Genomic DNA, 18,659 nt, shown 5'->3' with positions numbered 1-18,659 from the left:
CGCCGGGATCACACAGGTTCTGTCCGGGAAGGAATCGGTTAGACTACTGGCGTTCGCAACAAGAACGAGCGTTCGCATAGCGAACACACAAAAAGGGGGACGTCATGGGTTCAACGACGGCGCCTCGGCGGTCGTCCTCGGGCGTCGCCGGCATCCGCGTCGGCGCGGGCCAGGGACCGGCCGTCGTTCGTGAGACCATGAGCACGTCATGACCGTTGTCACCACCGAACCCGACGGAGCGGTCGCGGGGATCGCGGACGGCTCCACCGTCCTGGTCGGGGGTTTCGGAATGGCGGGCATGCCCGTCACGCTCATCGACGCGCTGATCCGGCAGGGCGCCAAGGACCTGATCGTGGTCAGCAACAACGCGGGCAACGGCGACACCGGCCTGGCCGCGCTGCTCGCCGCCGGCCGGGTGCGCAAGATGATCTGCTCGTTCCCGCGTCAGAGCGACTCCTGGGTCTTCGACGACCTCTACCGGGCGGGAAAGATCGAGCTGGAGGTCGTCCCGCAGGGCACCCTGGCGGAGCGCATGCGCGCCGCCGGCGCCGGCATCGGCGCCTTCTACTGCCCCACCGGGGCCGGCACGCTGCTGGCCGAGGGCAAGGAGACGCGCACCATCGACGGCCGCGACCACGTGCTGGAGTACCCGATCAAGGGTGACGTCGCGCTCATCGGCGCCCATGTCAGCGACACGATGGGCAACCTCGTCTACCGCAAGACCGCCCGCAACTTCGGGCCCGTCATGGCGACCGCGGCGAGAGTGACGATCGCCGAGGTGCGCCGGGTCGTCGAGGTCGGCGAGCTCGACCCTGAGGCCGTCGTCACCCCCTGCATCTACGTCGACCGGGTCCTCGACCTGAGCACAGCGGAGGCCGCCGCATGACCGTCGCCACCCACCCCGCCGGCCGTACCGTCGAGCACCTCGGCCGTGGCCCGCTCGACCGTGACGAGCTCGCCGCCGTGGTCGCCCGCGACATCCCGCGCGGCTCGTTCGTGAACCTCGGCATCGGCCAGCCGACGATGGTCGCCGACCATCTCGCGGCCGACTCGGGGGTCGTCCTGCACACCGAGAACGGCATGCTCGGCATGGGCCCTGCCGCGCACGGCGACGAGGTGGACCCCGACCTGACCAACGCGGGCAAGATCCCGGTCACCGAGCTGCCGGGCGCCTCTTACTTCCACCACGCCGACTCCTTCGGGATGATCCGAGGCGGCCATCTCGACGTGTGCGTGCTCGGCGCCTACCAGGTCTCCGAACGCGGCGACCTCGCGAACTGGCACACCGGCGCCGCCGACGCGATCCCCGCCGTCGGCGGCGCCATGGACCTGGCGATCGGGGCCAAGGAGGTGTTCGTCATGATGACGCTGTTCGCCAAGGACGGCACCCCAAAGGTCGTCCCCGAATGCACCTACCCGCTCACGGGCCTGGCCTGTGTGAGCCGGATCTACACAGACCAGGCGCTCTTCCACATCGACTCCGGCGGTGTGACGGTGCTCGAGACGTACGGCGCGACCGTGGCGGAGCTCGCGTCCCGGCTGGACGTCACCGTGCACCGCCTCGGCGACGGCTAAGCCCCGTCGTCAGGGAGCAAGTGGCTTCACCTCCAGCAGCCCGGTCGAGTAGCCGCTGCGGGAGGTGATGTTCAGCCTGATCCTGGTGGTGCTCACCGCGGTGAAGGTCACGTCGTTGAAGGTGCCGGCGGCGACGCCGCGCGCATGTAGAAGTTGGTGGCGCCGGGCGCGGCCTCGTCGTGCCTGGCGTAGATGTACATGGTGTCGCCGACCACCAGGGCGGAGGGGTCGGCGGTGTAGATGGAGGTGATGATCGGGTTGGCGGCGAACGCCGCGCCTGCCATGCCCAGCACCAGGGCGATCGCCATCGTGATGGCCGTGAGCGGTGGTCGCAGCGCTGGGGGCGGCTACGACAACTGGGAGGTCCTGTCCACCGAGACCAGGCCCCCGCTGACCACGGTGGACATGAACCTGGAGGTGCTGGGCCGCACCGCGGCCCAGCACCTGTTCGCGGCGATGGACGGCCGGGCGACCCCGGGCGTCCACCGGATGCCCTGCCGCCTGACGATCCGCGAGTCCACGCTTTGACCTGACACGATGCGACGATCTCGTCCGCCCGCGGCCCAGGGTGAACCCGTACGCCATCTCGGCGGACGCGCCCCGGCCGCCGGGGCGCTCACCCGGAGACGGGGCGGGGTACGGCACCGAGGTGGACTCGCGGCGCCCAGCGCTACGTCGCCGCGGGCGTCACGGCGGGCGCGGTCAAGGACTGAGGTTCCCGCCGTCGAGGTAGCCGTTGAGGTAGGTCCACGACGCGGTGATGTCCTCGCCGGTGCCGTGCGGGCGGCGGAGCTCGTCGACGAAGATGGTGATGTCGGCCAGCTCCCACCACACCCGATAGAGGGCGAGGCCGGCCGGGTCGACGGGCCGGCCGGTGGCGCGTCCGTACCCGCTCAGCACGCCGCCGGAGTCACCTGAACCGCCCGAGCCGCCCGAGCCGCCGGAGTCGCCGGAGTCGCCGGAGTCGCCGGAGTCGCCGGAGTCGCCGGAGTCGCCGGTGAGCATCCACAGGTCCCGTTCGGGCGGGGCGATCTGGACGGTGTCCCAGTCGACGAGCCGCGGACCGGCCGCGGACCGGATCAGGTTGCCGGGGTGCGGTTCGCCGTGGGTGACGACCCAGCCGGCGTCCGTGCCCCGCACCCGCTCGACGAGCCGGTCGAAGTCGCCGAGCAACCGCTCGACATGACCAGCGCGGGAGGCCAGCAATCGCCGCGCCGGCTCGGAGAACGGCCCGCCCGCCCACTCCCGGCCGAGGGCGTCCAGCGCGTCCTGGAGCCGGTCCCTGCCGGGCAGGGCCAGGTCGGCGCGCGGAGCGCCGGCCGCGACGACCGGCGTGGCCGCGTGCAGCCGGACGAGCAGCCGGGCCACCTCGTCCCGGTCCTGCGGCCGGTGCGCGCCGAAGTCCCCGGCCTCGCCCTCCACCATCGGGAACACCGAGACGGCGTACCGCGGACCGAGCCGCCACACCGTCGCCCCGGTGCGGGCGGGGATCGGCGCGACCACGAACTCCAGCCCTGCGTCCCGCCGAAGGGCCAGCGCGGTGGCGTAAGCCCTGCCGAGCCGGCCGAAGGCGGCCTCCCCCGAAACCTCCTCGGCACCGAGGTCGTCGACCGTCACGAACCACGCCCGGCCGCCGTCATCGGCCACGGACCAGTGGTAGCCCCCGGCGCCCACCGGAAGGTAGCGCGCCGACCGGACCTCGACCGCCCACCCGCCACCCAGCGCCGAGACCAGATCGGTCTCCTCCACACCCTCGGGCCAGTCCCTCATGAGCCGCGATTATCCCGGACCCGGTCAGAGTTCGAGGGTGAGGTGCGAGCCGCTGAAGGCGACTGCGTCTCCCTCACGCCGCGAACCCGGCAAGCCAAGGCGGTTCGGTAACGCACGTCAAATTTTTGCCGGATGTATCGGGCTCGCCTACCCTCGTGTTGTGAGGCTCAGCGACGAAGACGACCAAGCGGCGCCCGCTGCGCGCCCGCAGTCCCTGATGTTCAGCTTTCTCGGCATCTACGTGCTCGGGCGGGACGTCGCCGTCTACTCCGGGAGCATCATCGACGTGTTCGCCCGCCTCGGCGTCTCCGAGGAGGCCGTGCGCTCGACGCTCGCCCGCATGGTCAAGCGGAACCTCCTGGCGCGGCACCGCCACGGGCGGAAGATGTACTTCGGGCTCACCGGACACGCCGCGGAGGTGCTCGAGGACGGGCGCAGGCGGGTCTGGGAGACCGGCGCGGTGAACCGCGACTGGGACGGCACCTGGACACTGGTGGGATTCTCGCTCCCCGACAGCCGCCGGAGCACCCGGCACGACCTGCGCTCCCGGCTCATCTGGGCCGGATTCGGCCTGCTGCAGAGCGGGCTGTGGATCGCGCCCGGCACGATGGACGTCGCGGCCATCCTCGCCCCGCTCGACCTCGGCGACCACGTCACCGTGCTGACGGCGCGGTCGGCCAAGCCCACCGAGTCCGCCGACCTCGTCCGCAAGGCCTTCGACACCGAGGAGATCGCGCAAAGGTACCGCGCCTTCCTCGGCCGCTGGGCCACCCCCGGCTCGCCCCCCTCGGCGCCCGACGACCTCGCACGGCAACTGCTCCTGCACACCGACTGGCTCCAGCTCGTCCGCCGGGACCCGCACCTGCCGGCCGAACACCTGCCCGAGGACTGGCCGGCCATCCGGGCCGAGCTGGTGTTCCACACACTCGCCCGCGAGTACGAGCCACGCGCGAACACCCTGGCGACCACCGTCCTGGACGAGCTCCCCCTCTGACCGCGGTCGCTAGTGGAGCGTCACCGCGGCCTCTGCGGTGTGGACCAGGAAGGTCAGCGTCTCCTGGAAGTAGAGCTCGATGCTGGTGGCGTCGTGGGACAGGTAGCCGATGGACAGGTCCTGGCCGATGCACAGCTCGAAGTCGCCGCCCCGGCTGGACAGCAGGAACGCCCCGTCGATGGCGGGCGCCCAGATGATCTGCCCGTCCAGCAGGCGCGCGATGTGCTCGATGACCGGATAACCGTGCACTGCGGTCTCGCTCACGGCGGTGTAGGCGTCGGCGCTGAGGGCCAGGTCGTACGGGCCCCCCACGCCTGCCAGGCGCAGCGCGGAGATGGCCTGGCTGACGGCGTCGGGGTAGTCGCCCACCTCGGACGGGAGCGTCAGCGCCGGGTTCGACGAGCTGTCGCGGATGCCGGCGATGCCCGCCGCGGCGTACCCCTGGAACACCGCGCGGTCCTCGGCGAACGCGATGCGTTTGGCGGCGTCCTTCACTGGCTGCCAGTCGGCGTCCTTGGCCCCCCGCTCGACGTCGTCGACCTGCCGCCGGTCGACGGTGAAGGGCACCCGCAGCTCCAGGAGGGGCTGGGACCGGCGCGTGCGGGCGACGACCCCCGGGGCGGGCGGCTCGACGGAGTCCAGGTGTCCGGTGGACACCGCCGACAACTCCAGGCCGGCCGGCTCGGGGACGTCGACGACCCGGCGGCCGGCCACGTGGCGCTTGAACGTGCGCCGCGCCTCCTCCTCCAGGTCGGCCCACGCCGCATCCGAGATAGGGGCCAGCTCGCGGTGCAGGTTGTTCATCGGGTCGTGCTCCTCTTGAGATCGCCGATCCGCAGGGACCCGTCGTGCGCGGCCCGGGCATCGGGAGTCGTACCGGCCTCGGCCATGACGCCGGCGCCGGGGGGCTCGGGAAGGTCGTCGAGGAAGTCGACGGTGGGCACGAAGAACAGCGTGCCGGTCACCGCCGTGGAGAAGCCCAGGATCCTGTCGTGGTTGCCCCGCGGGTCCCCCAGGAACATGTTCTCCAGCATCCTCTCGGTGACGGCGGGGGTGCGGGCGTAGCCGATGAAGTAGGTGCCGAACTCGCCCCTCCCCACGTTGCCGAACGGCATGTTGTCGCGCAGGATGCGCCGCTCGGTCCCGTCCGGGTCGGTGATCGTGGTGAGGGCGACGTGGGAGTCGGCCGGCTTGGCCGCGTCGTCCAGCTCGATGTTGGACAACTTCGTCCGTCCGATCACCCTCTCCTGCTCGTCGACCGGCAGGGCGTTCCACGCCGTCAGATCGTGGAGGTACTTCTGCACGATCACGTAGCTCCCGCCGGCGAACTCCCGGTCCTCCTCCCCGATCAGGACGGCCTCGCTCGCCACCGGCCCCACCGGGTTCTCCGTCCCGTCGACGAAGCCGAGCAGGTCGCGTACGTCGAAGTACTTGAAGCCCTGGACCTCGTCCTGGACCGTGACGACCCCGCGCAGGCGGTCCATGATCTGGGAGGCGAGCTCGAAGCACAGGTCGAGCCGCATCGCCCGGACATGGAAGAGCAGGTCTCCAGGGGTGGAGACCGCCCGGTGCACGGCTCCGGCCAGCTCCCGGAACTCGTGCAGCTCGGCCGGGCGCGGCCCGGCGAACAGGCGGTCCCACGCCCGCGACCCGATGCCCGCGACGCAGCTCAGCCTGCCCTCGGGCACCCGGAAGCCGACGGACCGCTGGAGCGCCGGGAGATCGGTCAGCAGCTCCCGCACGACGGGCTCGCCGCCCGGGTCGACCGTCACCACCAGGAAGATCGCCGCCGTCGTCAGCGGGCTCAGCACCGGCTGCGGCACCGCCTGCCGCCCTGGCCCCCCATCGGGCACCTGCTGCGTCATCTCCACGCCCTCCCGACCGTCTCGCCTTGAGATAACAAGACTGTCAGTCCGCGCCGGCGGGCGCTCACCCCGGGGGCGGTACCCGGGCAGGCGGGAAACCGGAGAGCATCTCGGTCTCGGCGCCCCTGTGGGCCACGAATACCGCGCCCCGAGCGTTTAGGATGGTAGATCGCCAGGCGATCGAAAGCATCTCTGATCATTACTCCCGCCCCCCGAGGAGATCGGATGTCGCTGCAGCCGCGGTTTCGGCGGGTGGCCGCGCTCGATCGGCGGTTCGTCGATCGCGAAGACGTACTCGAGGCGTTCACGCACGAGCTGCGGCGCGCCTTCGATCGGCAGGGCCCTCGGGTCTTCAACGTGACCGGCGTCGGCGGCATCGGCAAATCCCGCCTGCTACGGGAGCTGAAGAACCGTGCCGCCGAGAACGGGTGCCGGACGGCGCTGCTGGATCTGCAGGTGCCGGCGATGCGGCAGCAGGAGGACGCGCTCGCCGTCCTGCGGATGGACCTCGGCCGGCAGGGCGTGATATTCGACCACTTCGACATCGCGTACGCGGTGCTGTGGCAGCGGCTGCACCCGCATTTGAAGATCAGCCAGTCGGATCTGCCGTTCGCCGAGGAGAGCGAGATCCTCACCTCGATTCTGGACGAGACGTCCGGGCTGCCGGTGTTCGGGACGGCGGTGGGGTTGCTGAAACTCGCGCAGCGGGCGCGGTCCTCGGTGCGGCACCGCCGTGTGATCAAGGACGACGAGATACTCCAGCGGCTGGACGAGCTGTCGAACACCGATGTGCTGGACGCGGTCACCTACCTGTTCGCCCAGGACCTGCGGGCCGCCGGCACCAAGCCGCACGTGGTGTTCGTCGACGCGTACGAGGCGCTGGTCCCCATCCCGGTCAAGACCGGGCGGGTCTCGAGCGCTGACGCGTGGCTGCGGGACCTGATCGCCCAGCTCGACCACGGCCTGGTGGTGATGGGCAGCCGGGAGCCTCTCGGCTGGCAGGTGCACGATCCCGAATGGGCCGACATCGTCCGGGAATGCCCGGTGGACGGGCTGCCGATGGCCGCGCGGCTCGAGCTGCTGAAGCAGGCGGGCATCTCCGAGGGCACCGTGATCGCGCAGGCCTCCCAGGGGTTGCCGTTCTACCTGCACCTGGCGCTGGACACCCAGGCGGGGAACGCGCGGGCGGTCTCCTTGGAGGAGATCCTGCAGCGGTTCCTCAATCATGTGGCCCCCGCCGAGGTGCGGCTGCTGGAGCTGCTGAGCATCTCCCGCACCTTCGATTTCGAGATCTTCCACACGCTGGCGGCAGCGTTCGATCTCCCTGGCGACCGGATCACGTGGGAATCACTCACCGCTTACTCGTTCGTGTATCCCGCCGGGCAGCACGGACTGCGGCTCCACCAGCTGATGGTGGTCGCGCTGCGGGAGCGGCTCAGCACCGAGGCGATGCGGGAGGTGCACGCGCACCTGCGCGCGGCCTGGGACGCCCGTGCCACCACCGGCGACGGAACGGCGCTGCGCGAGGCGGTGTACCACGGGGTGCGGGCCGGGGTGCTCACCGCGGACGACGTCCTGAGCTACGCCGATCGCAGCATCCAGCGCGGCGGCAAGCAGGCGGGGGACGGCATCCTCGCCGACCTGACGGAACTCGGTCTCGGCGGGGAGCTGGCGGAGGCGGCCCGCTGCCTGCGCGCCGAGGCGGCGATCACCATGGGGAACGCCGCGGAGGCCGCGGTCCTCACCGATCTCGGAGCGTTCCCCAATGTGGAGAGTACGGCCGGGGCTCGGCTTGCGATGGCCGCGGCGCACGCCAAGCGGCTCGCCGGGGACACCACCGAGGCGGGCCACATCTACTCTCTGGTCTGGGAGCGGCACCAGGGCCCGGTACGCCCGATCGCGGGGCTGTGGGTGGCCGAGGTCCCCATGTGGCAGGGGCGGTTCGCCACCGCGTTCTCCCTCGCGGAGCAGGTGCTGCGCGACGCCCCGGAAGACGACTGGGTGCTGCGCGGGGACGTGGTACGGCTGATGCACCTCGGCTACCGGTTCCACCTCGACTTCGACGACGCGGTCCGGCGGCTGGAGGAGGCCCACGCGTGCTATGCGCGGGCGGGATCAGTGGTGGGGCTGGCCAATATCGCCACCAACCGGGTCGAACTGGCGGCGTGGAACGACCCGGTGTCGGCTCTGCGGCTCGCGGCCGAGGCGATCAGGCAGCAGGAAGAGCTCTCCGCAGTGCACGAACTCGGCAAGACCTACACCGCGCTGGCGCTCGCCCAGATGCGCCTCGACGACGAACCGGCCGCCTTTGACTCGTTCGCGTTGGCCTGCGAGTTCCTCGAGCGGGCGGGATACCGGTCCGGGCGGGCCAGAGCTGAGCTGTTCCGCGCGTTCCTGCACGTCCGCCGGGGGGCGCCCGAGCAGGCGGCCCGGTCGCTGGTCTGGGCGGCCAAGGAGTTCATCGAGGCCGAGGTGTACCCGACGTTGATCGTGGCCGCCCATCAGGCACTGGCCCGGATCGGCCTGCCCGATGCCCAGGTGACGCGGGCGGCCGAGCACGCGCGAGGCCAGATCGAACCGCTGGACTCCCTGGTGGCGCTGGAGTCCCGGCTGGCCGGCTTGATCGACTCGGTTCTGGGAGCACACTGATGACCATGGAACTGTACGAGAGCGCCCGGGCGCACCTGGACGCCGCCGCGGGTTATTACAACAAGAACGTCCGGGTCTCCACCCCCGACGGGCCGGTCAACGTGCGCATCCCGATCGACGGCGCGGACGTCATGGACCTGCGGATCTGGCGCGAGGACGAGGTCCTGCCGGCCATCGCCCCCTACGTCCCCCACGCTCCGCGGCTGCTGCACACCTCGTCGGATCCGCTCTTCCAGGTGCACCAGTTCATCCACGGCCGGGTCCTCAACGACCTGGCCCCCCGGGGCGTCCCGGTTCCCGGGTACGTGCCCACCGACGTCGTGCGACTGCTCGCCCAGCTCGTGGAGGTCCCTCGCGAGAAGCTCCCCGCCCTCCCGCCGGACTGGCCGGTAGGTGAGGACACCCCGGGGTTCGGGCGGAAACTCTCCGACCTGACACTGTGGGTGCACTCCACGTTCGTCACCGACTACGAGTGGCTCTACACCGCGTTCCGCGTTCCCGCCGACCCGGTCGCCGCGGCGGAGGCGGCGTGGCCGACGCTGACCGCGCGCCCGCTGGTGTGCGTGCACGCCGACATCCACCGCAAGAACATGATCGTGAGCGACGGCCGGACGGTCTTCCTGGACTGGGAGCTCGCGCTGTGGGGAGACCCGGTCTACGAGCTGGCCGTGCACTTCCACAAGATGGGCTATCTTCCTGACGAGCGCGACCGCGTCCTGCGGCTCTGGGTGCGCGCCCTCCCGCCGGAGTACATCCGCGGCTGGGAGCATGACCTGGACGTCTATATCGCCCACGAGCAGATCAAGTCCGCCATCGTGGACACCGTCCGCTACGCCCAGCTGTTCGTCGATCCGTCCGCCGCTCCCGAGCCGGAGCCCGAACTGGTCGCCAAACTCACCGAGAAGCTCAACAACGCCTACCGCCACTGGGGCGTCTCCCCACGCGCGGACGAGGCCGCGGTCGAGTCGATACTGCGGCAGTGGGCCGCGCGGTAATGGATTTCGACGGCGATCTCGCGCGCAACTATCTGGACGGACGCCGGCTTCCGGCCGAGACGGTGTCCACGTGGATGCGCGCCATGGCGGCCTTCGTCACGGCCTCCGGCCGCCCGGTCCTGGACCTCGGCGCGGGGACGGGCCGCTTCACCCGCGCGCTCGCCGAGCACTTCTCCGTTCCGGTGGTCGCGGTCGAGCCCTCAGCGGAGATGCGCGAACGCGCGGCCTCCGCGGCCGGCCCGGAGGTGTTCGTGGTGGGCGGCCAGGCCGAGGCGATACCGTGCGCGGCGCAGGCCTTCCAGGTGATCTGGGCATCCCAGGTCGTCCACCACATCAAGGACTTCGACCGGTGCGCCGCCGAGGTGCGGCGGGTCCTGATCCCCGGGGGCCGGCTCGTCGTCCGCGGCGCCTTCCACGATGCCGAGCGGCCGACCCTGTTCCATACCTACTTCCCCGAGCTCGCCGCCTTCGCCGAGGAGCGGGGCCAGGCTCTCGCCGGCCTGACCCGCGCACTGCGAGGGGTGGGCCTGCGTCCCGAGCACCGTGACACGGTCGTCCAGATGTCGGCGCCGACACTGGCGGACTTCGCGGCCCAGGTGGCGCTGCGCGCGCACAGCCCGCTGCGACGCCTCGCCGACGACCGGTTCGCCGAGGGTCTCAAGCGCCTGATGCGCGACGCCGACCGCTCCCCTGCGACCGGCCCGATCACCAGCACCATGGACCTCGTCGTCTTCCGCACCATCCGCGTCACCGAACGCCCTGACAAAGCCGCCCAGTAAGCACACCCCCTCGATCTGCCCGATCTGCTTCGACGCCCGCAGGCTCGACAAGGGGCGACTCATCGAAGGCGCGGAACTCGGCGGCACCGTCCCCATGTGGCAGTGGATCGGCGACGAGGGCGCGACCACCTTCAGCTACTGAAGTCCCCCGCCGCCGGTCTCCGCAGTGCGTCTGCGGTGAGGTCTCGTCCGCCGCCTCGCCGCTTCGGGAAAGAAGTCAACCGGGCTCCTCGCCATGATCGAAGCAGTGCTGTATCTGTAGAGTTGCCGGATTTGCCACAACCACTACAGGTCCACGGACTGTTCAGAGGGCGAGGCGGAATTGTCTGGGCGCGACGAGGACAGTGGCCGGCAGGACGAGCCGGCGCCCGAGGTGGACACATCCAAGCCGAGCATCGCACGCGTCTACGACTTCATGATCGGAGGCACGCTCAACTTCCCCGTCGACCAGCAGTTCGGGGAGATGGCGCTCCGGGTGGCGCCCGACGCCAAGGAGGTCGGGGTCGCGAGCAGGCGGTTCCTGCGGCGCGCGGTGCGGTACATGACCGCGGAGGTGGGGATCCGCCAGTTCCTCGACCTCGGGTCCGGGCTTCCCACACATGGCAACGTGCACCAGATCGCCCAGGAGATCGATCCGGCGGCACGGGTCGTCTACGTGGACAACGACCCGATGGTGCTCGCCCACAGCAGGGAACTCCTCGCCGACGACGGCACGACAGCGGTGATCCAGGCGGACGTGCGCGATCCGGAGCGGATCCTCGGCCACCCCACGGTAGGGAGACTGATCGACTTCACCCAGCCGGTAGGGCTGCTGCTCCTCAGCATCCTGCACCACCTGCACGACGACGAAGGTCCCGGCGAGGTGGCGGCCACGTTCCGCGAGGCGATCCCGCCGGGCAGCCACATGGCCGTGGCTCACTTCTTCAACCCGGGTGAGGAACATCCGCAGGCGTCCGAGCAGGCCGTGAACGGCGAGAGGGTCTTCAACGAGCATCTCGGGACCGGACGGTTCCGCACGCGCGAGGAGATCCTCGCCTTCTTCGGCGACCTCGAGCTGGTGGAGCCGGGGATCGTACCGCTGTCGGCCTGGCGGCCCGACCCCGCGGACCCCACCGAGCTGTCGCTCACCCTGCACACCTTCGCCGGCGGTGTCGCCCGCAAGCCCTGAACGCGACCTGACCCCCGCGTCGGCTGTTCCGAACGATCCGGCGGACCCTTTCCCACCCGTGCCGGGGCGGTGCGACCGTCTACGCTCGCCGGGCATGAGCGATACCAGGGTCACGAGTCATCGTCGCCGTGGACCGGCACGGCGTCGAAGCGGATCGCGCACAGCCGGTCGGCGGCGTCGCGGTCCAGCACGGTGACGCTCGCGGCCGAGGGCAGCCCGCCGGCGCGGGCAAGTCCGACGAGCACCCGCCAGCGCCGGCAGTGCCGGGCGAAGGTGGCCGCGGTGACGACCCTCCCCCGCGAGTACTGCCCGGCACGGGCGGTCTGCGGCGGGATGTCGAGCAGGATCAGGTGCATGGCGCCGCCACGACGCCGGGCGAGCCAGGCGAACCCGTACAGGATGTGCGGCCAGGTGCCTCTGGTGTGCGCGACGACGGGGTGTCCGCGCAGCACCGCTCGCCCGATGCGCAACACATGGGTCGCGTGCACGAGGGGGGTACGGAACCGAGAGGGGACCGGCCCGAGGAAGCGAGCCCACCAGTTACGCGACTGGCGCGAGTCGACCACGTGCACGCCGCCGGCCACCGCCGGCTCCGTCTCACCACCGTCCAGTCCGTACAGGCGCGCGAGCAGGGTGCTCTTGCCCGCGCCGGGCAGCCCCGCGAGCAGCACCAGCGATGCGGCGGGATAGCGCAGTTCCTCGGCGGAGGCCATCATGTGCACTTGGCGCGGCTCCTGCTCCGGCCGCGAAATGGTCGGTTCAGGGGTCATCGACCTCTCATCCTCCGCGAGCTAGCCCGATGCGAAGCGAATGGAGATCTTCGGTCCGATCGGGCCCGTCGCTATGAGGAACGCTTGGGGCCTGGCAAGAGTTTCAGTCCCTTGACCGAGTGGTCGGCTGACGGCGGTAGATCGGCTTGAGTCTCCTCTTAGGGGAGGCGCGAGGGTGGGGGCATGGACGGCGGCACGCTTTACTCGATCGGTGATCTGGCCCGGCGGACCGGGCTGACGGTGAAGGCCATCCGGTTCTACTCCGACCGCGGGATCGTGCCGCCCACCGACCGCAGCCCGGCAGGCTACCGCCTCTACGACATCGACGCCGTCGCACGCCTGGAGCTGGTGCGGACGCTGCGCGACCTGGGACTGGACCTTCCCACGATCCGGAAGGTCGTGGACCGGGAGATCTCCCTTCCCGAGGTCGCCGCGGCGCACGCCGAAGCACTGGCTGCGCAGATCCGAACGCTGCGGCTGCGGCGCGCGGTGCTGACGGCGGTGGCCGAACGCGGGTCCACCCCTGAGGAGATGGATCTCATGCACAAGCTCGCCAAGCTCTCCGAGGACGAACGCCGCCGCCTGATCGGCGACTTCCTCGACGCCGCCTTCGGCGGCCTGGACGCCGACCCCGGATTCGCGGGGATCACAAGCTCGATGACCCCCGAACTGCCCGACAACCCCGAGGCCGAGCAGGTCGAAGCCTGGGTGGAGCTGGCCGAACTGTCCCAGGACCCGGACTTCCGCGACGGCATGCGGCGCCTGGCCGAGCAGCATGCGGCCGACCGCGCCGGCGGCGACACCAGGAGTGTGCGCCGCGACGCCGCCGCGATGGCCCGTGACCAGGCCGGCCCGGCCCTGGCGGCCGGCATCGACCCGGCCTCACCTCAGGCCGACCCCATCGTCACGGCCGTCACGGCCCAATACGCCCACCTCGTCGGCCGCCCCGACGACGCCGACCTCCGGCGCCGCCTGCTGACCCGGCTGGAGACCGCGAACGACCCGCGCAGGGAGCGCTACCTCCGGCTGCTCGCAGTGATCAACAACTGGCCGGCCCCGGAGACCCTGACACCGGCCCTCGACTGGACCATCCAGGCCTTGCGCACCCGGACACCGGGATAGCCATGAGCCCTGCTCGACCACCTTCCCAGCTGGTCCGTGTCGAGGGGGTCTCCTCAGGTGGTGCATTCAGCCACCGCTGAACCTGCTCGTATAGCCGGCCCCCGATAAGGCACTGATAGGCATCATGTACGTCTGCCGGCATGTCTTGGGTGAGAGAGATTTCGTGTGCTTCTGGTCAACCTGGGGTGGGGCTCAAGGAGTGTCAGGGGTGACTTTCACCGACGAGAGGAGACCGGGTGGATGCGGATTTCGCGGACTTCGTGCGGCGCCGGGGAGACCATCATCTGAGAACGGCGGTCCTGCTCACCGGGGATTGGCACACGGCCGAGGATCTGGTGCAGTCCTGCCTCGGCAAGTTGTACCAGGTGTGGCAGCGGCTGGACACCAGCAGTGAGCCCGACGCCTACCTGCGCCGCATCCTGGTCAACACCTACCGATCCTGGTGGCGTGCTCGGTGGCGCCGGGAGATCCCGCGCGCCGAGCTGCCCGAACTTCCCGGTCCTGGTGACCTGGGGGACGCTCGGGCCGTAGCCGAGGACGTTCGCAACGCGCTGGCGAAGCTGCCCGTCCGGCAGCGCACGGCTTTGGTACTGCGTTTCTTCGCCGACCTGCCCGAAGCGGAGGTCGCCGATCTGATGGGCTGCTCGGCGGGGACGGTCAAGTCCCACACGCATCGCGGTCTGCAAGCGATGCGGCGCCTGATTTCGCCCGAAACGGTGGTCAACCGAACCGAGGAGGAAGGGAGTGGGATCCGGTGAGACACCAACACGAGGAGCCGTCCATGAACGAGAGAGAACTCCGCACGTTGCTCATCAAAGCCACCGAGGATCGGCCCGCGGGCATCGATCTCATGCCGAGGATGACGCATAGGCCCAAGCGGACCCGATCCCTGGTGCCGATGATCGCCGCGGTGGGTGTCGTCGCCGCGGTGGGTACGACCGTGCTGGTGCTCCCCGGGAGCCAGCCCTCGGCGCAGGCCCAGGTGGCCGCCGCGATCGAGAACACCAGCAGCGAGAGTTACCGCATCCACGTCGATGCCGGCGTCAAGACGTTCGATGGTGCCTTCGATCCCGTTCAGCGCGTCGGCAGCATCACGGGGCATGGGGACGGGACCGATACCCGCTTCATCGGCGACCTGATGTACATACGGGAGCCTGGCGCGCCGAAATGGACGGTCTACCCGCGTAGCGAGGCGCTGAGAAAGGACGCCCCGGCGGCCACCGTCCTGGTCAAGCTCGCCCCCCTGGACCCTCAGGGCGCCCTGCAGCAACTCCGTTCGGCCACTGACGTCCGTGAGGACGGTTCGGCCTCCGGCACCGGATGGACCGGTCAGCGGTTCAAGTTCTCGCTGAACAGTGACGAGCGGCTCGGCTCCAGCAACGCCTCAGACAAGCCCTTCACGGTCACAGGCGCTGTGGAGGTGGACGACCAGGGACGGGTCCGGCGTCTGGAGGTCACCTTCAGCGACAACGGCCAGCGTGATGTCATGGACTTCGGCGACTTCGGCACCCCGGTGACGGTCACGGCCCCGCCCGCCGACCAGGTGCAGCAGAAGCCGGACGACAATCCGGACGTCAAGCCGACCGGCACGCCCGACCAGGACCAGGTGCGGCAGAAGCCGGACGACAAGGCGACCGGCAAGCCCGACCAGCCAGGAGAGAAGCCGACCGTCAAGAACCCCTGACCAGCCATCCAGCACCCTCGACCGTGGCCTGGGCCGGACCGAGATCCCCTCGGGCCCAGGCCACGGTCCGGCGGACAAACCACCCAATACCTCTGCGAAAGTATCCGTAGAGCAATAAAGCTCCACGGATCAGCTCACCGCAGGAGGAACGATGGCGAAGATCTGCGTGACCGGGGCGAGCGGCAAGCTTGGGCGGGCCGTCGTGCGGGACCTGCTCGACCACGGCTACGAGGTCGTGGCGACCGACGTCAGGCCGGGGCCCCCGGATCTCGGAGTGCAGGTGCTGCTGGCGGATCTGACCCGGTACGGGCAGGCGGTCGAGGTTCTGGACGGTGTCGACGCCGTCGTCCACCTGGCCAACATCCCGGCGCCGGGGATCTACACCCCCGCCGAGACGTTCAACGGCAACACGGTGATGAACTCGAACGTCTTCCTGGCCGCCGCGCAACTGAAGATCGACCGGGTCGTCTGGGCATCCAGCGAGACCACGCTCGGACTGCCGTTCGACGTGCCCCCGCGCTACGCCCCCGTCGACGAGGGCCACTACCCCGTCCCGACCTCGACGTACTCGCTGTCCAAAGTCGTCACGGAGACCATGGCCGAGCACATCGCCCAGTGGTCGGGCATTCCCTTCGTGGCCCTGCGCTTCTCGAACATCCTCGGCCCCGAGGACTACAAGGCCTTCCCCGGCTACTGGGACGACCCGCTCCTTCGCAAGTGGAACCTGTGGGGTTACATCGACACGCGGGACGCCGCCGCCTCCTGCCGGCTCGCCTTGGACGCACCCGTCGAGGGCGCGCGAAGCTTCGTCATCGCCGCCGCCGACACCGTGATGAACCGCCCGTCGGCCGACCTGATGAAAGAGGTCTTCCCGAGCGTCGAGATCAGGCGCGACCTCGGGGAGTTCGAGACGCTGCTCGCGATCGACAGCGCTCGCGAGGTCCTCGGCTTCATCCCGCGGCATTCCTGGCGCGACCACGTGTGACGCGTGTGGGCGCCGAAACCGGGCCGCACTCCGATCACGCACGGCGTGCGCCGATTCTCCGGCACCCACACGGTCAACCCGCCAGCTTGCCCAGCGAGCGCACCGACCAGGTGAGGGTGAGCGCCGTCAGCACGACGAAGAGGCCGAAGGCGATCGGGATCGTGCTGGCGCTCAGGTCGCCGCGGAAGAGCGACCTTCCCGCCTCGACCGCGTAGTAGAGCGGGTTGAACTTCGCGATCGTCTGCAGCCACTGGGGACCGAGCGAGATCGGCAGGAACAGCCCGGCGATCAGGGTCAGCGGCATCGCGAAGAACTGCACGACCTGTGACATCCCGTTCTCGTCGCGCAGTGTCAGCGCCAGGCCGTAGGACAGGCTCGCCGCGAACAGGCCGGTGGCGGCCATGAGCAGCAGTACGAGGACCATCTCGGGCACGCCGATCCGCAGGCCCATCAGCGCGGCGATGCCGATCACCAGAATCGCCTGGAGGATCAGTACGATCACGTCTTTGAGCAGGCGGCCGAGGATGATCGCCGGGCGCCATGCCTGGCTGACCGCCAGCCGCTCCAGCACCCCGTTGCGGGTCTCATTGATCAGGCCGAAGCCCGCGAACATCGATCCGAACAGAGCGATCATCATCATGGAGCCCGGCGTGAACATCGCCAGCACGTCCGTCATATCGCCACCGGGGACCGTGCTTCTCAGCAGGGGTGCGAAGAACACCAGGTAGAGCACCGGCTGCATGATCCCGAACAGCGGCCAGACCGGGTTGCGGAGGAGGCTCCTGAGCTCGTAGCCCAGGAAGAGCATCGTGTGCCGAACCATCATCTAATCTCCTTAAGCTGGATACCCCCGCTTTCAGGCGGGGCAGGAAACGCGGAACAGTGCCGCGCTTCCGGTTGGGTTGCGGAGCCGTAGCCGTCCGCTCTTTGAAGCAGGCGGACATGGCGGTGGTGGATGCCCTGCACGAGGCCGTGCCGGGTGGCGATGTTGAAACTGCCGAAGCCCCGGCCTTCAGGCCGGGGTCGTTGACGGACGTCCTAAGAGGTCAGGCCGCGTCGCGGAGGGAGCGGCCGGTGTGCTTGAGGAACACGTCGTCGAGGGTGGCCCGGTCCAGGGAGATCGACTGGATGCCCAGGCTGTGCTCCTCGAGCGTCCGCAGCATGTGCGGCAGGCCGTGCTCGCCGTCGTCGAGATACGCGCGCAGGATGCCGTCCTCGGCGTGGACCTCTTTGATGTACGGCTGCGAGGCCAGGAGGTCCCGGGCGGCGGCCGTGCCCTCCAGGCGGAGCGTGACGACGTCGCCCGCGACCTCCTTTTTGAGGCCCTCCGGCGTGCCCTCGGCGACGATCTTGCCCTGGTCGACGATGACAAGCCGGTCGCAGAGCGCGTCGGCCTCGTCCAGATAGTGCGTGGTGAGCAGCACGCTGGTGCCCTGCTCGCGCAACTTGCGGACCTCGTCCCAGAGGTTGGCCCGGTTCTGTGGGTCGAGACCGGTGGTCGGCTCGTCCAGGAAGATCAGCGGCGGCGCGGTCACCAGCCCGACGGCGATCGCGAAGCGGCGCTTCTGACCGCCGGAAAGCGTCTTCGCCGGACGGTTCGCGATCTCGGTCAGGCTGAACGCGGTCAGCAGTTCGTCCGCCCTGGCCTGGGCCTGCTTGCGGGACATCCCACTGAGCCGGGCCGCGAGGAGCAGGCTCTCGATCCCGGGGGCGATCTCGTCGATGCCGCCGGCCTGGCTGACGTAGCCGATGTTCTCCCGGACCTTGGCGGCCTCCTTGGCCACGTCGAACCCGGCGACGCGGGCGGTTCCCGACGTGGGAGCGGTGAAGGTGGCGAGCATCCGGACCGTGGTGGTCTTGCCCGCGCCGTTCGGCCCGAGCACGGCGAAGACCTCGCCCGGCTCGACCTCCAGGTCGATGCCCCGGACGGCCTCGACCTCCTCTCTCTTGCCTCGCCGTCGTTTGACGACGAAGGTCTTGCGCAGGTCTCGCGCTTCGATGATCATGCTTTCTCCGTGTTTCGGGGGGACACCAGCGTGAAGGCTCACGTGGGGGGAGGGTCAAGCGGTTTTACGGCAGCTCGCCGTTCCTGACCTTCTCCACGGCCCGGCCGAGCCAGGTCGACCGGGCTCTGAACCGGGCGATGGCCGGGTCGAGGCACTCGTCAATGCGGCGGGCGGCGCCGAGGCGGACGGCGTTCTCGCAACGTAGACGAAGTGACACGACGACAGCATCGCACCGAGCTCCGACAATCCGCCGATCCCAGGTAATCGAAACACCGATCCGCGAAACCCGGAATTCTA

The 18,659-nt window shown here is 70.0% G+C and carries 20 protein-coding genes; 12 read left to right on the top strand and 8 right to left on the bottom strand.

The window, feature by feature from the left end; all coding sequences use genetic code 11:
- Window positions 1-208: 208 nt before the first annotated feature.
- Both MYF83_RS27605 and MYF83_RS27600 read left to right on the top strand, forming a co-directional pair.
- On the top strand, window positions 209-886 hold the full coding sequence (locus MYF83_RS27605) for a 3-oxoacid CoA-transferase subunit A (protein ID WP_248963638.1): 678 nt from the start codon (window positions 209-211) through the stop codon (window positions 884-886).
- Window positions 883-1,575 (top strand): 3-oxoacid CoA-transferase subunit B, encoded by a 693-nt coding sequence (locus tag MYF83_RS27600; RefSeq protein ID WP_248963637.1) that lies wholly within the window; start codon window positions 883-885, stop codon window positions 1,573-1,575. Before MYF83_RS27605 ends, MYF83_RS27600 begins: the two co-directional genes overlap by 4 nt.
- A 107-nt stretch (window positions 1,576-1,682) precedes the next feature.
- Here the strand turns inward: MYF83_RS27600 and MYF83_RS27595 are convergent, their stop codons facing one another.
- Window positions 1,683-1,883, bottom strand: coding sequence for a hypothetical protein (locus MYF83_RS27595; RefSeq protein WP_248963636.1), 201 nt, complete (start codon window positions 1,881-1,883; stop codon window positions 1,683-1,685).
- A gap of 10 nt (window positions 1,884-1,893) precedes the next feature.
- Here MYF83_RS27595 and MYF83_RS27590 point away from each other — a divergent pair, with 10 nt between their 5' ends.
- Window positions 1,894-2,103, top strand: coding sequence for a substrate-binding domain-containing protein (locus tag MYF83_RS27590; RefSeq protein ID WP_248963635.1), 210 nt, complete (start codon window positions 1,894-1,896; stop codon window positions 2,101-2,103).
- Window positions 2,104-2,277: 174 nt separating this feature from the next.
- Here MYF83_RS27590 and MYF83_RS27585 read toward each other — a convergent pair whose 3' ends face one another.
- On the bottom strand, window positions 2,278-3,345 hold the full coding sequence (locus MYF83_RS27585) for a phosphotransferase (protein ID WP_248963634.1): 1,068 nt from the start codon (window positions 3,343-3,345) through the stop codon (window positions 2,278-2,280).
- Between the two features lie 160 nt (window positions 3,346-3,505).
- Between MYF83_RS27585 and MYF83_RS27580 the strand changes: the two genes are divergently transcribed.
- Entirely contained in the window at window positions 3,506-4,339 is an 834-nt protein-coding gene (locus MYF83_RS27580) for a PaaX family transcriptional regulator (RefSeq protein WP_372500257.1), read from the top strand.
- A 9-nt stretch (window positions 4,340-4,348) separates the two neighbouring features.
- Here the strand turns inward: MYF83_RS27580 and MYF83_RS27575 are convergent, their stop codons facing one another.
- Complete coding sequence (locus MYF83_RS27575; protein ID WP_248963632.1) at window positions 4,349-5,143, bottom strand: family 1 encapsulin nanocompartment shell protein; 795 nt, start codon at window positions 5,141-5,143, stop codon at window positions 4,349-4,351.
- Entirely contained in the window at window positions 5,140-6,204 is a 1,065-nt protein-coding gene (locus MYF83_RS27570; protein WP_248963631.1) for a Dyp-type peroxidase, read from the bottom strand. The genes MYF83_RS27575 and MYF83_RS27570 overlap by 4 nt, the downstream gene beginning before the upstream one ends.
- Before the next feature lie 225 nt (window positions 6,205-6,429).
- Between MYF83_RS27570 and MYF83_RS27565 the strand changes: the two genes are divergently transcribed.
- The 4 genes from MYF83_RS27565 (at window position 6,430) to MYF83_RS27550 (ending at window position 11,795) form a co-directional block, all read left to right on the top strand.
- Window positions 6,430-8,853, top strand: a complete 2,424-nt coding sequence (locus tag MYF83_RS27565; RefSeq protein WP_248963630.1) for an AAA family ATPase — start codon at window positions 6,430-6,432, stop codon at window positions 8,851-8,853.
- A complete protein-coding gene (locus MYF83_RS27560) occupies window positions 8,853-9,848 on the top strand; it encodes an aminoglycoside phosphotransferase family protein (RefSeq protein ID WP_248963629.1) in 996 nt (331 codons plus the stop codon). The genes MYF83_RS27565 and MYF83_RS27560 overlap by 1 nt, the downstream gene beginning before the upstream one ends.
- Window positions 9,833-10,627, top strand: a complete 795-nt coding sequence (locus MYF83_RS27555; protein WP_248963628.1) for a class I SAM-dependent methyltransferase — start codon at window positions 9,833-9,835, stop codon at window positions 10,625-10,627. The genes MYF83_RS27560 and MYF83_RS27555 overlap by 16 nt, the downstream gene beginning before the upstream one ends.
- 322 nt (window positions 10,628-10,949) lie before the next feature.
- On the top strand, window positions 10,950-11,795 hold the full coding sequence (locus MYF83_RS27550) for an SAM-dependent methyltransferase (RefSeq protein WP_248963627.1): 846 nt from the start codon (window positions 10,950-10,952) through the stop codon (window positions 11,793-11,795).
- Window positions 11,796-11,905: 110 nt separating this feature from the next.
- Here the strand turns inward: MYF83_RS27550 and MYF83_RS27545 are convergent, their stop codons facing one another.
- Entirely contained in the window at window positions 11,906-12,565 is a 660-nt protein-coding gene (locus MYF83_RS27545) for an ATP-binding protein (protein WP_248963626.1), read from the bottom strand.
- 183 nt (window positions 12,566-12,748) lie between these two features.
- On the opposite strand from MYF83_RS27545, the gene MYF83_RS27540 reads away from it, so the two are divergent.
- The 4 genes from MYF83_RS27540 (at window position 12,749) to MYF83_RS27525 (ending at window position 16,356) form a co-directional block, all read left to right on the top strand.
- Complete coding sequence (locus tag MYF83_RS27540; protein ID WP_248963625.1) at window positions 12,749-13,687, top strand: MerR family transcriptional regulator; 939 nt, start codon at window positions 12,749-12,751, stop codon at window positions 13,685-13,687.
- 236 nt (window positions 13,688-13,923) lie between these two features.
- Window positions 13,924-14,445 carry a SigE family RNA polymerase sigma factor gene (locus tag MYF83_RS27535; protein WP_248963624.1) on the top strand — a complete coding sequence of 174 codons (522 nt, stop codon included), beginning with the start codon at window positions 13,924-13,926 and terminating at the stop codon, window positions 14,443-14,445.
- Window positions 14,446-14,468: 23 nt separating this feature from the next.
- Entirely contained in the window at window positions 14,469-15,371 is a 903-nt protein-coding gene (locus MYF83_RS27530) for a hypothetical protein (protein WP_248963623.1), read from the top strand.
- Window positions 15,372-15,522: 151 nt separating this feature from the next.
- Window positions 15,523-16,356, top strand: coding sequence for an NAD-dependent epimerase/dehydratase family protein (locus MYF83_RS27525; protein WP_248963622.1), 834 nt, complete (start codon window positions 15,523-15,525; stop codon window positions 16,354-16,356).
- A 73-nt stretch (window positions 16,357-16,429) separates the two neighbouring features.
- Here the strand turns inward: MYF83_RS27525 and MYF83_RS27520 are convergent, their stop codons facing one another.
- The 3 genes from MYF83_RS27520 to MYF83_RS27510 form a co-directional block, all read right to left on the bottom strand.
- Window positions 16,430-17,182: an ABC transporter permease gene (locus tag MYF83_RS27520; RefSeq protein ID WP_248963621.1), complete on the bottom strand. Its 753-nt coding sequence runs from the start codon at window positions 17,180-17,182 to the stop codon at window positions 16,430-16,432.
- A 220-nt stretch (window positions 17,183-17,402) separates the two neighbouring features.
- Window positions 17,403-18,362, bottom strand: a complete 960-nt coding sequence (locus tag MYF83_RS27515) for an ATP-binding cassette domain-containing protein (RefSeq protein WP_248963620.1) — start codon at window positions 18,360-18,362, stop codon at window positions 17,403-17,405.
- Window positions 18,363-18,426: 64 nt separating this feature from the next.
- A complete protein-coding gene (locus MYF83_RS27510; RefSeq protein ID WP_248963619.1) occupies window positions 18,427-18,579 on the bottom strand; it encodes a hypothetical protein in 153 nt (50 codons plus the stop codon).
- Between the last annotated feature and the right edge of the window lie 80 nt (window positions 18,580-18,659).

Origin of the sequence: Sphaerisporangium perillae, from assembly GCF_023276435.1 — a bacterium.
GTDB lineage: Bacteria > Actinomycetota > Actinomycetes > Streptosporangiales > Streptosporangiaceae > Sphaerisporangium > Sphaerisporangium perillae.
The sequence above is the reverse complement of the archived record's forward strand: the minus strand, read 5'-3'. Positions and strand labels throughout refer to the sequence as shown.

Coding starts and splice junctions, on each gene's coding strand:
- MYF83_RS27605 (WP_248963638.1), top strand. CDS start 209: ATGACCGTTGTCACCACCGAACCCGACGGAGCGGTCGCGGGGATCGCG.
- MYF83_RS27600 (WP_248963637.1), top strand. CDS start 883: ATGACCGTCGCCACCCACCCCGCCGGCCGTACCGTCGAGCACCTCGGC.
- MYF83_RS27595 (WP_248963636.1), bottom strand. CDS start 1,883: ATGGCGATCGCCCTGGTGCTGGGCATGGCAGGCGCGGCGTTCGCCGCC.
- MYF83_RS27585 (WP_248963634.1), bottom strand. CDS start 3,345: ATGAGGGACTGGCCCGAGGGTGTGGAGGAGACCGATCTGGTCTCGGCG.
- MYF83_RS27575 (WP_248963632.1), bottom strand. CDS start 5,143: ATGAACAACCTGCACCGCGAGCTGGCCCCTATCTCGGATGCGGCGTGG.
- MYF83_RS27570 (WP_248963631.1), bottom strand. CDS start 6,204: ATGACGCAGCAGGTGCCCGATGGGGGGCCAGGGCGGCAGGCGGTGCCG.
- MYF83_RS27565 (WP_248963630.1), top strand. CDS start 6,430: ATGTCGCTGCAGCCGCGGTTTCGGCGGGTGGCCGCGCTCGATCGGCGG.
- MYF83_RS27560 (WP_248963629.1), top strand. CDS start 8,853: ATGACCATGGAACTGTACGAGAGCGCCCGGGCGCACCTGGACGCCGCC.
- MYF83_RS27545 (WP_248963626.1), bottom strand. CDS start 12,565: ATGACCCCTGAACCGACCATTTCGCGGCCGGAGCAGGAGCCGCGCCAA.
- MYF83_RS27540 (WP_248963625.1), top strand. CDS start 12,749: ATGGACGGCGGCACGCTTTACTCGATCGGTGATCTGGCCCGGCGGACC.
- MYF83_RS27530 (WP_248963623.1), top strand. CDS start 14,469: ATGAACGAGAGAGAACTCCGCACGTTGCTCATCAAAGCCACCGAGGAT.
- MYF83_RS27525 (WP_248963622.1), top strand. CDS start 15,523: ATGGCGAAGATCTGCGTGACCGGGGCGAGCGGCAAGCTTGGGCGGGCC.
- MYF83_RS27520 (WP_248963621.1), bottom strand. CDS start 17,182: ATGATGGTTCGGCACACGATGCTCTTCCTGGGCTACGAGCTCAGGAGC.
- MYF83_RS27515 (WP_248963620.1), bottom strand. CDS start 18,362: ATGATCATCGAAGCGCGAGACCTGCGCAAGACCTTCGTCGTCAAACGA.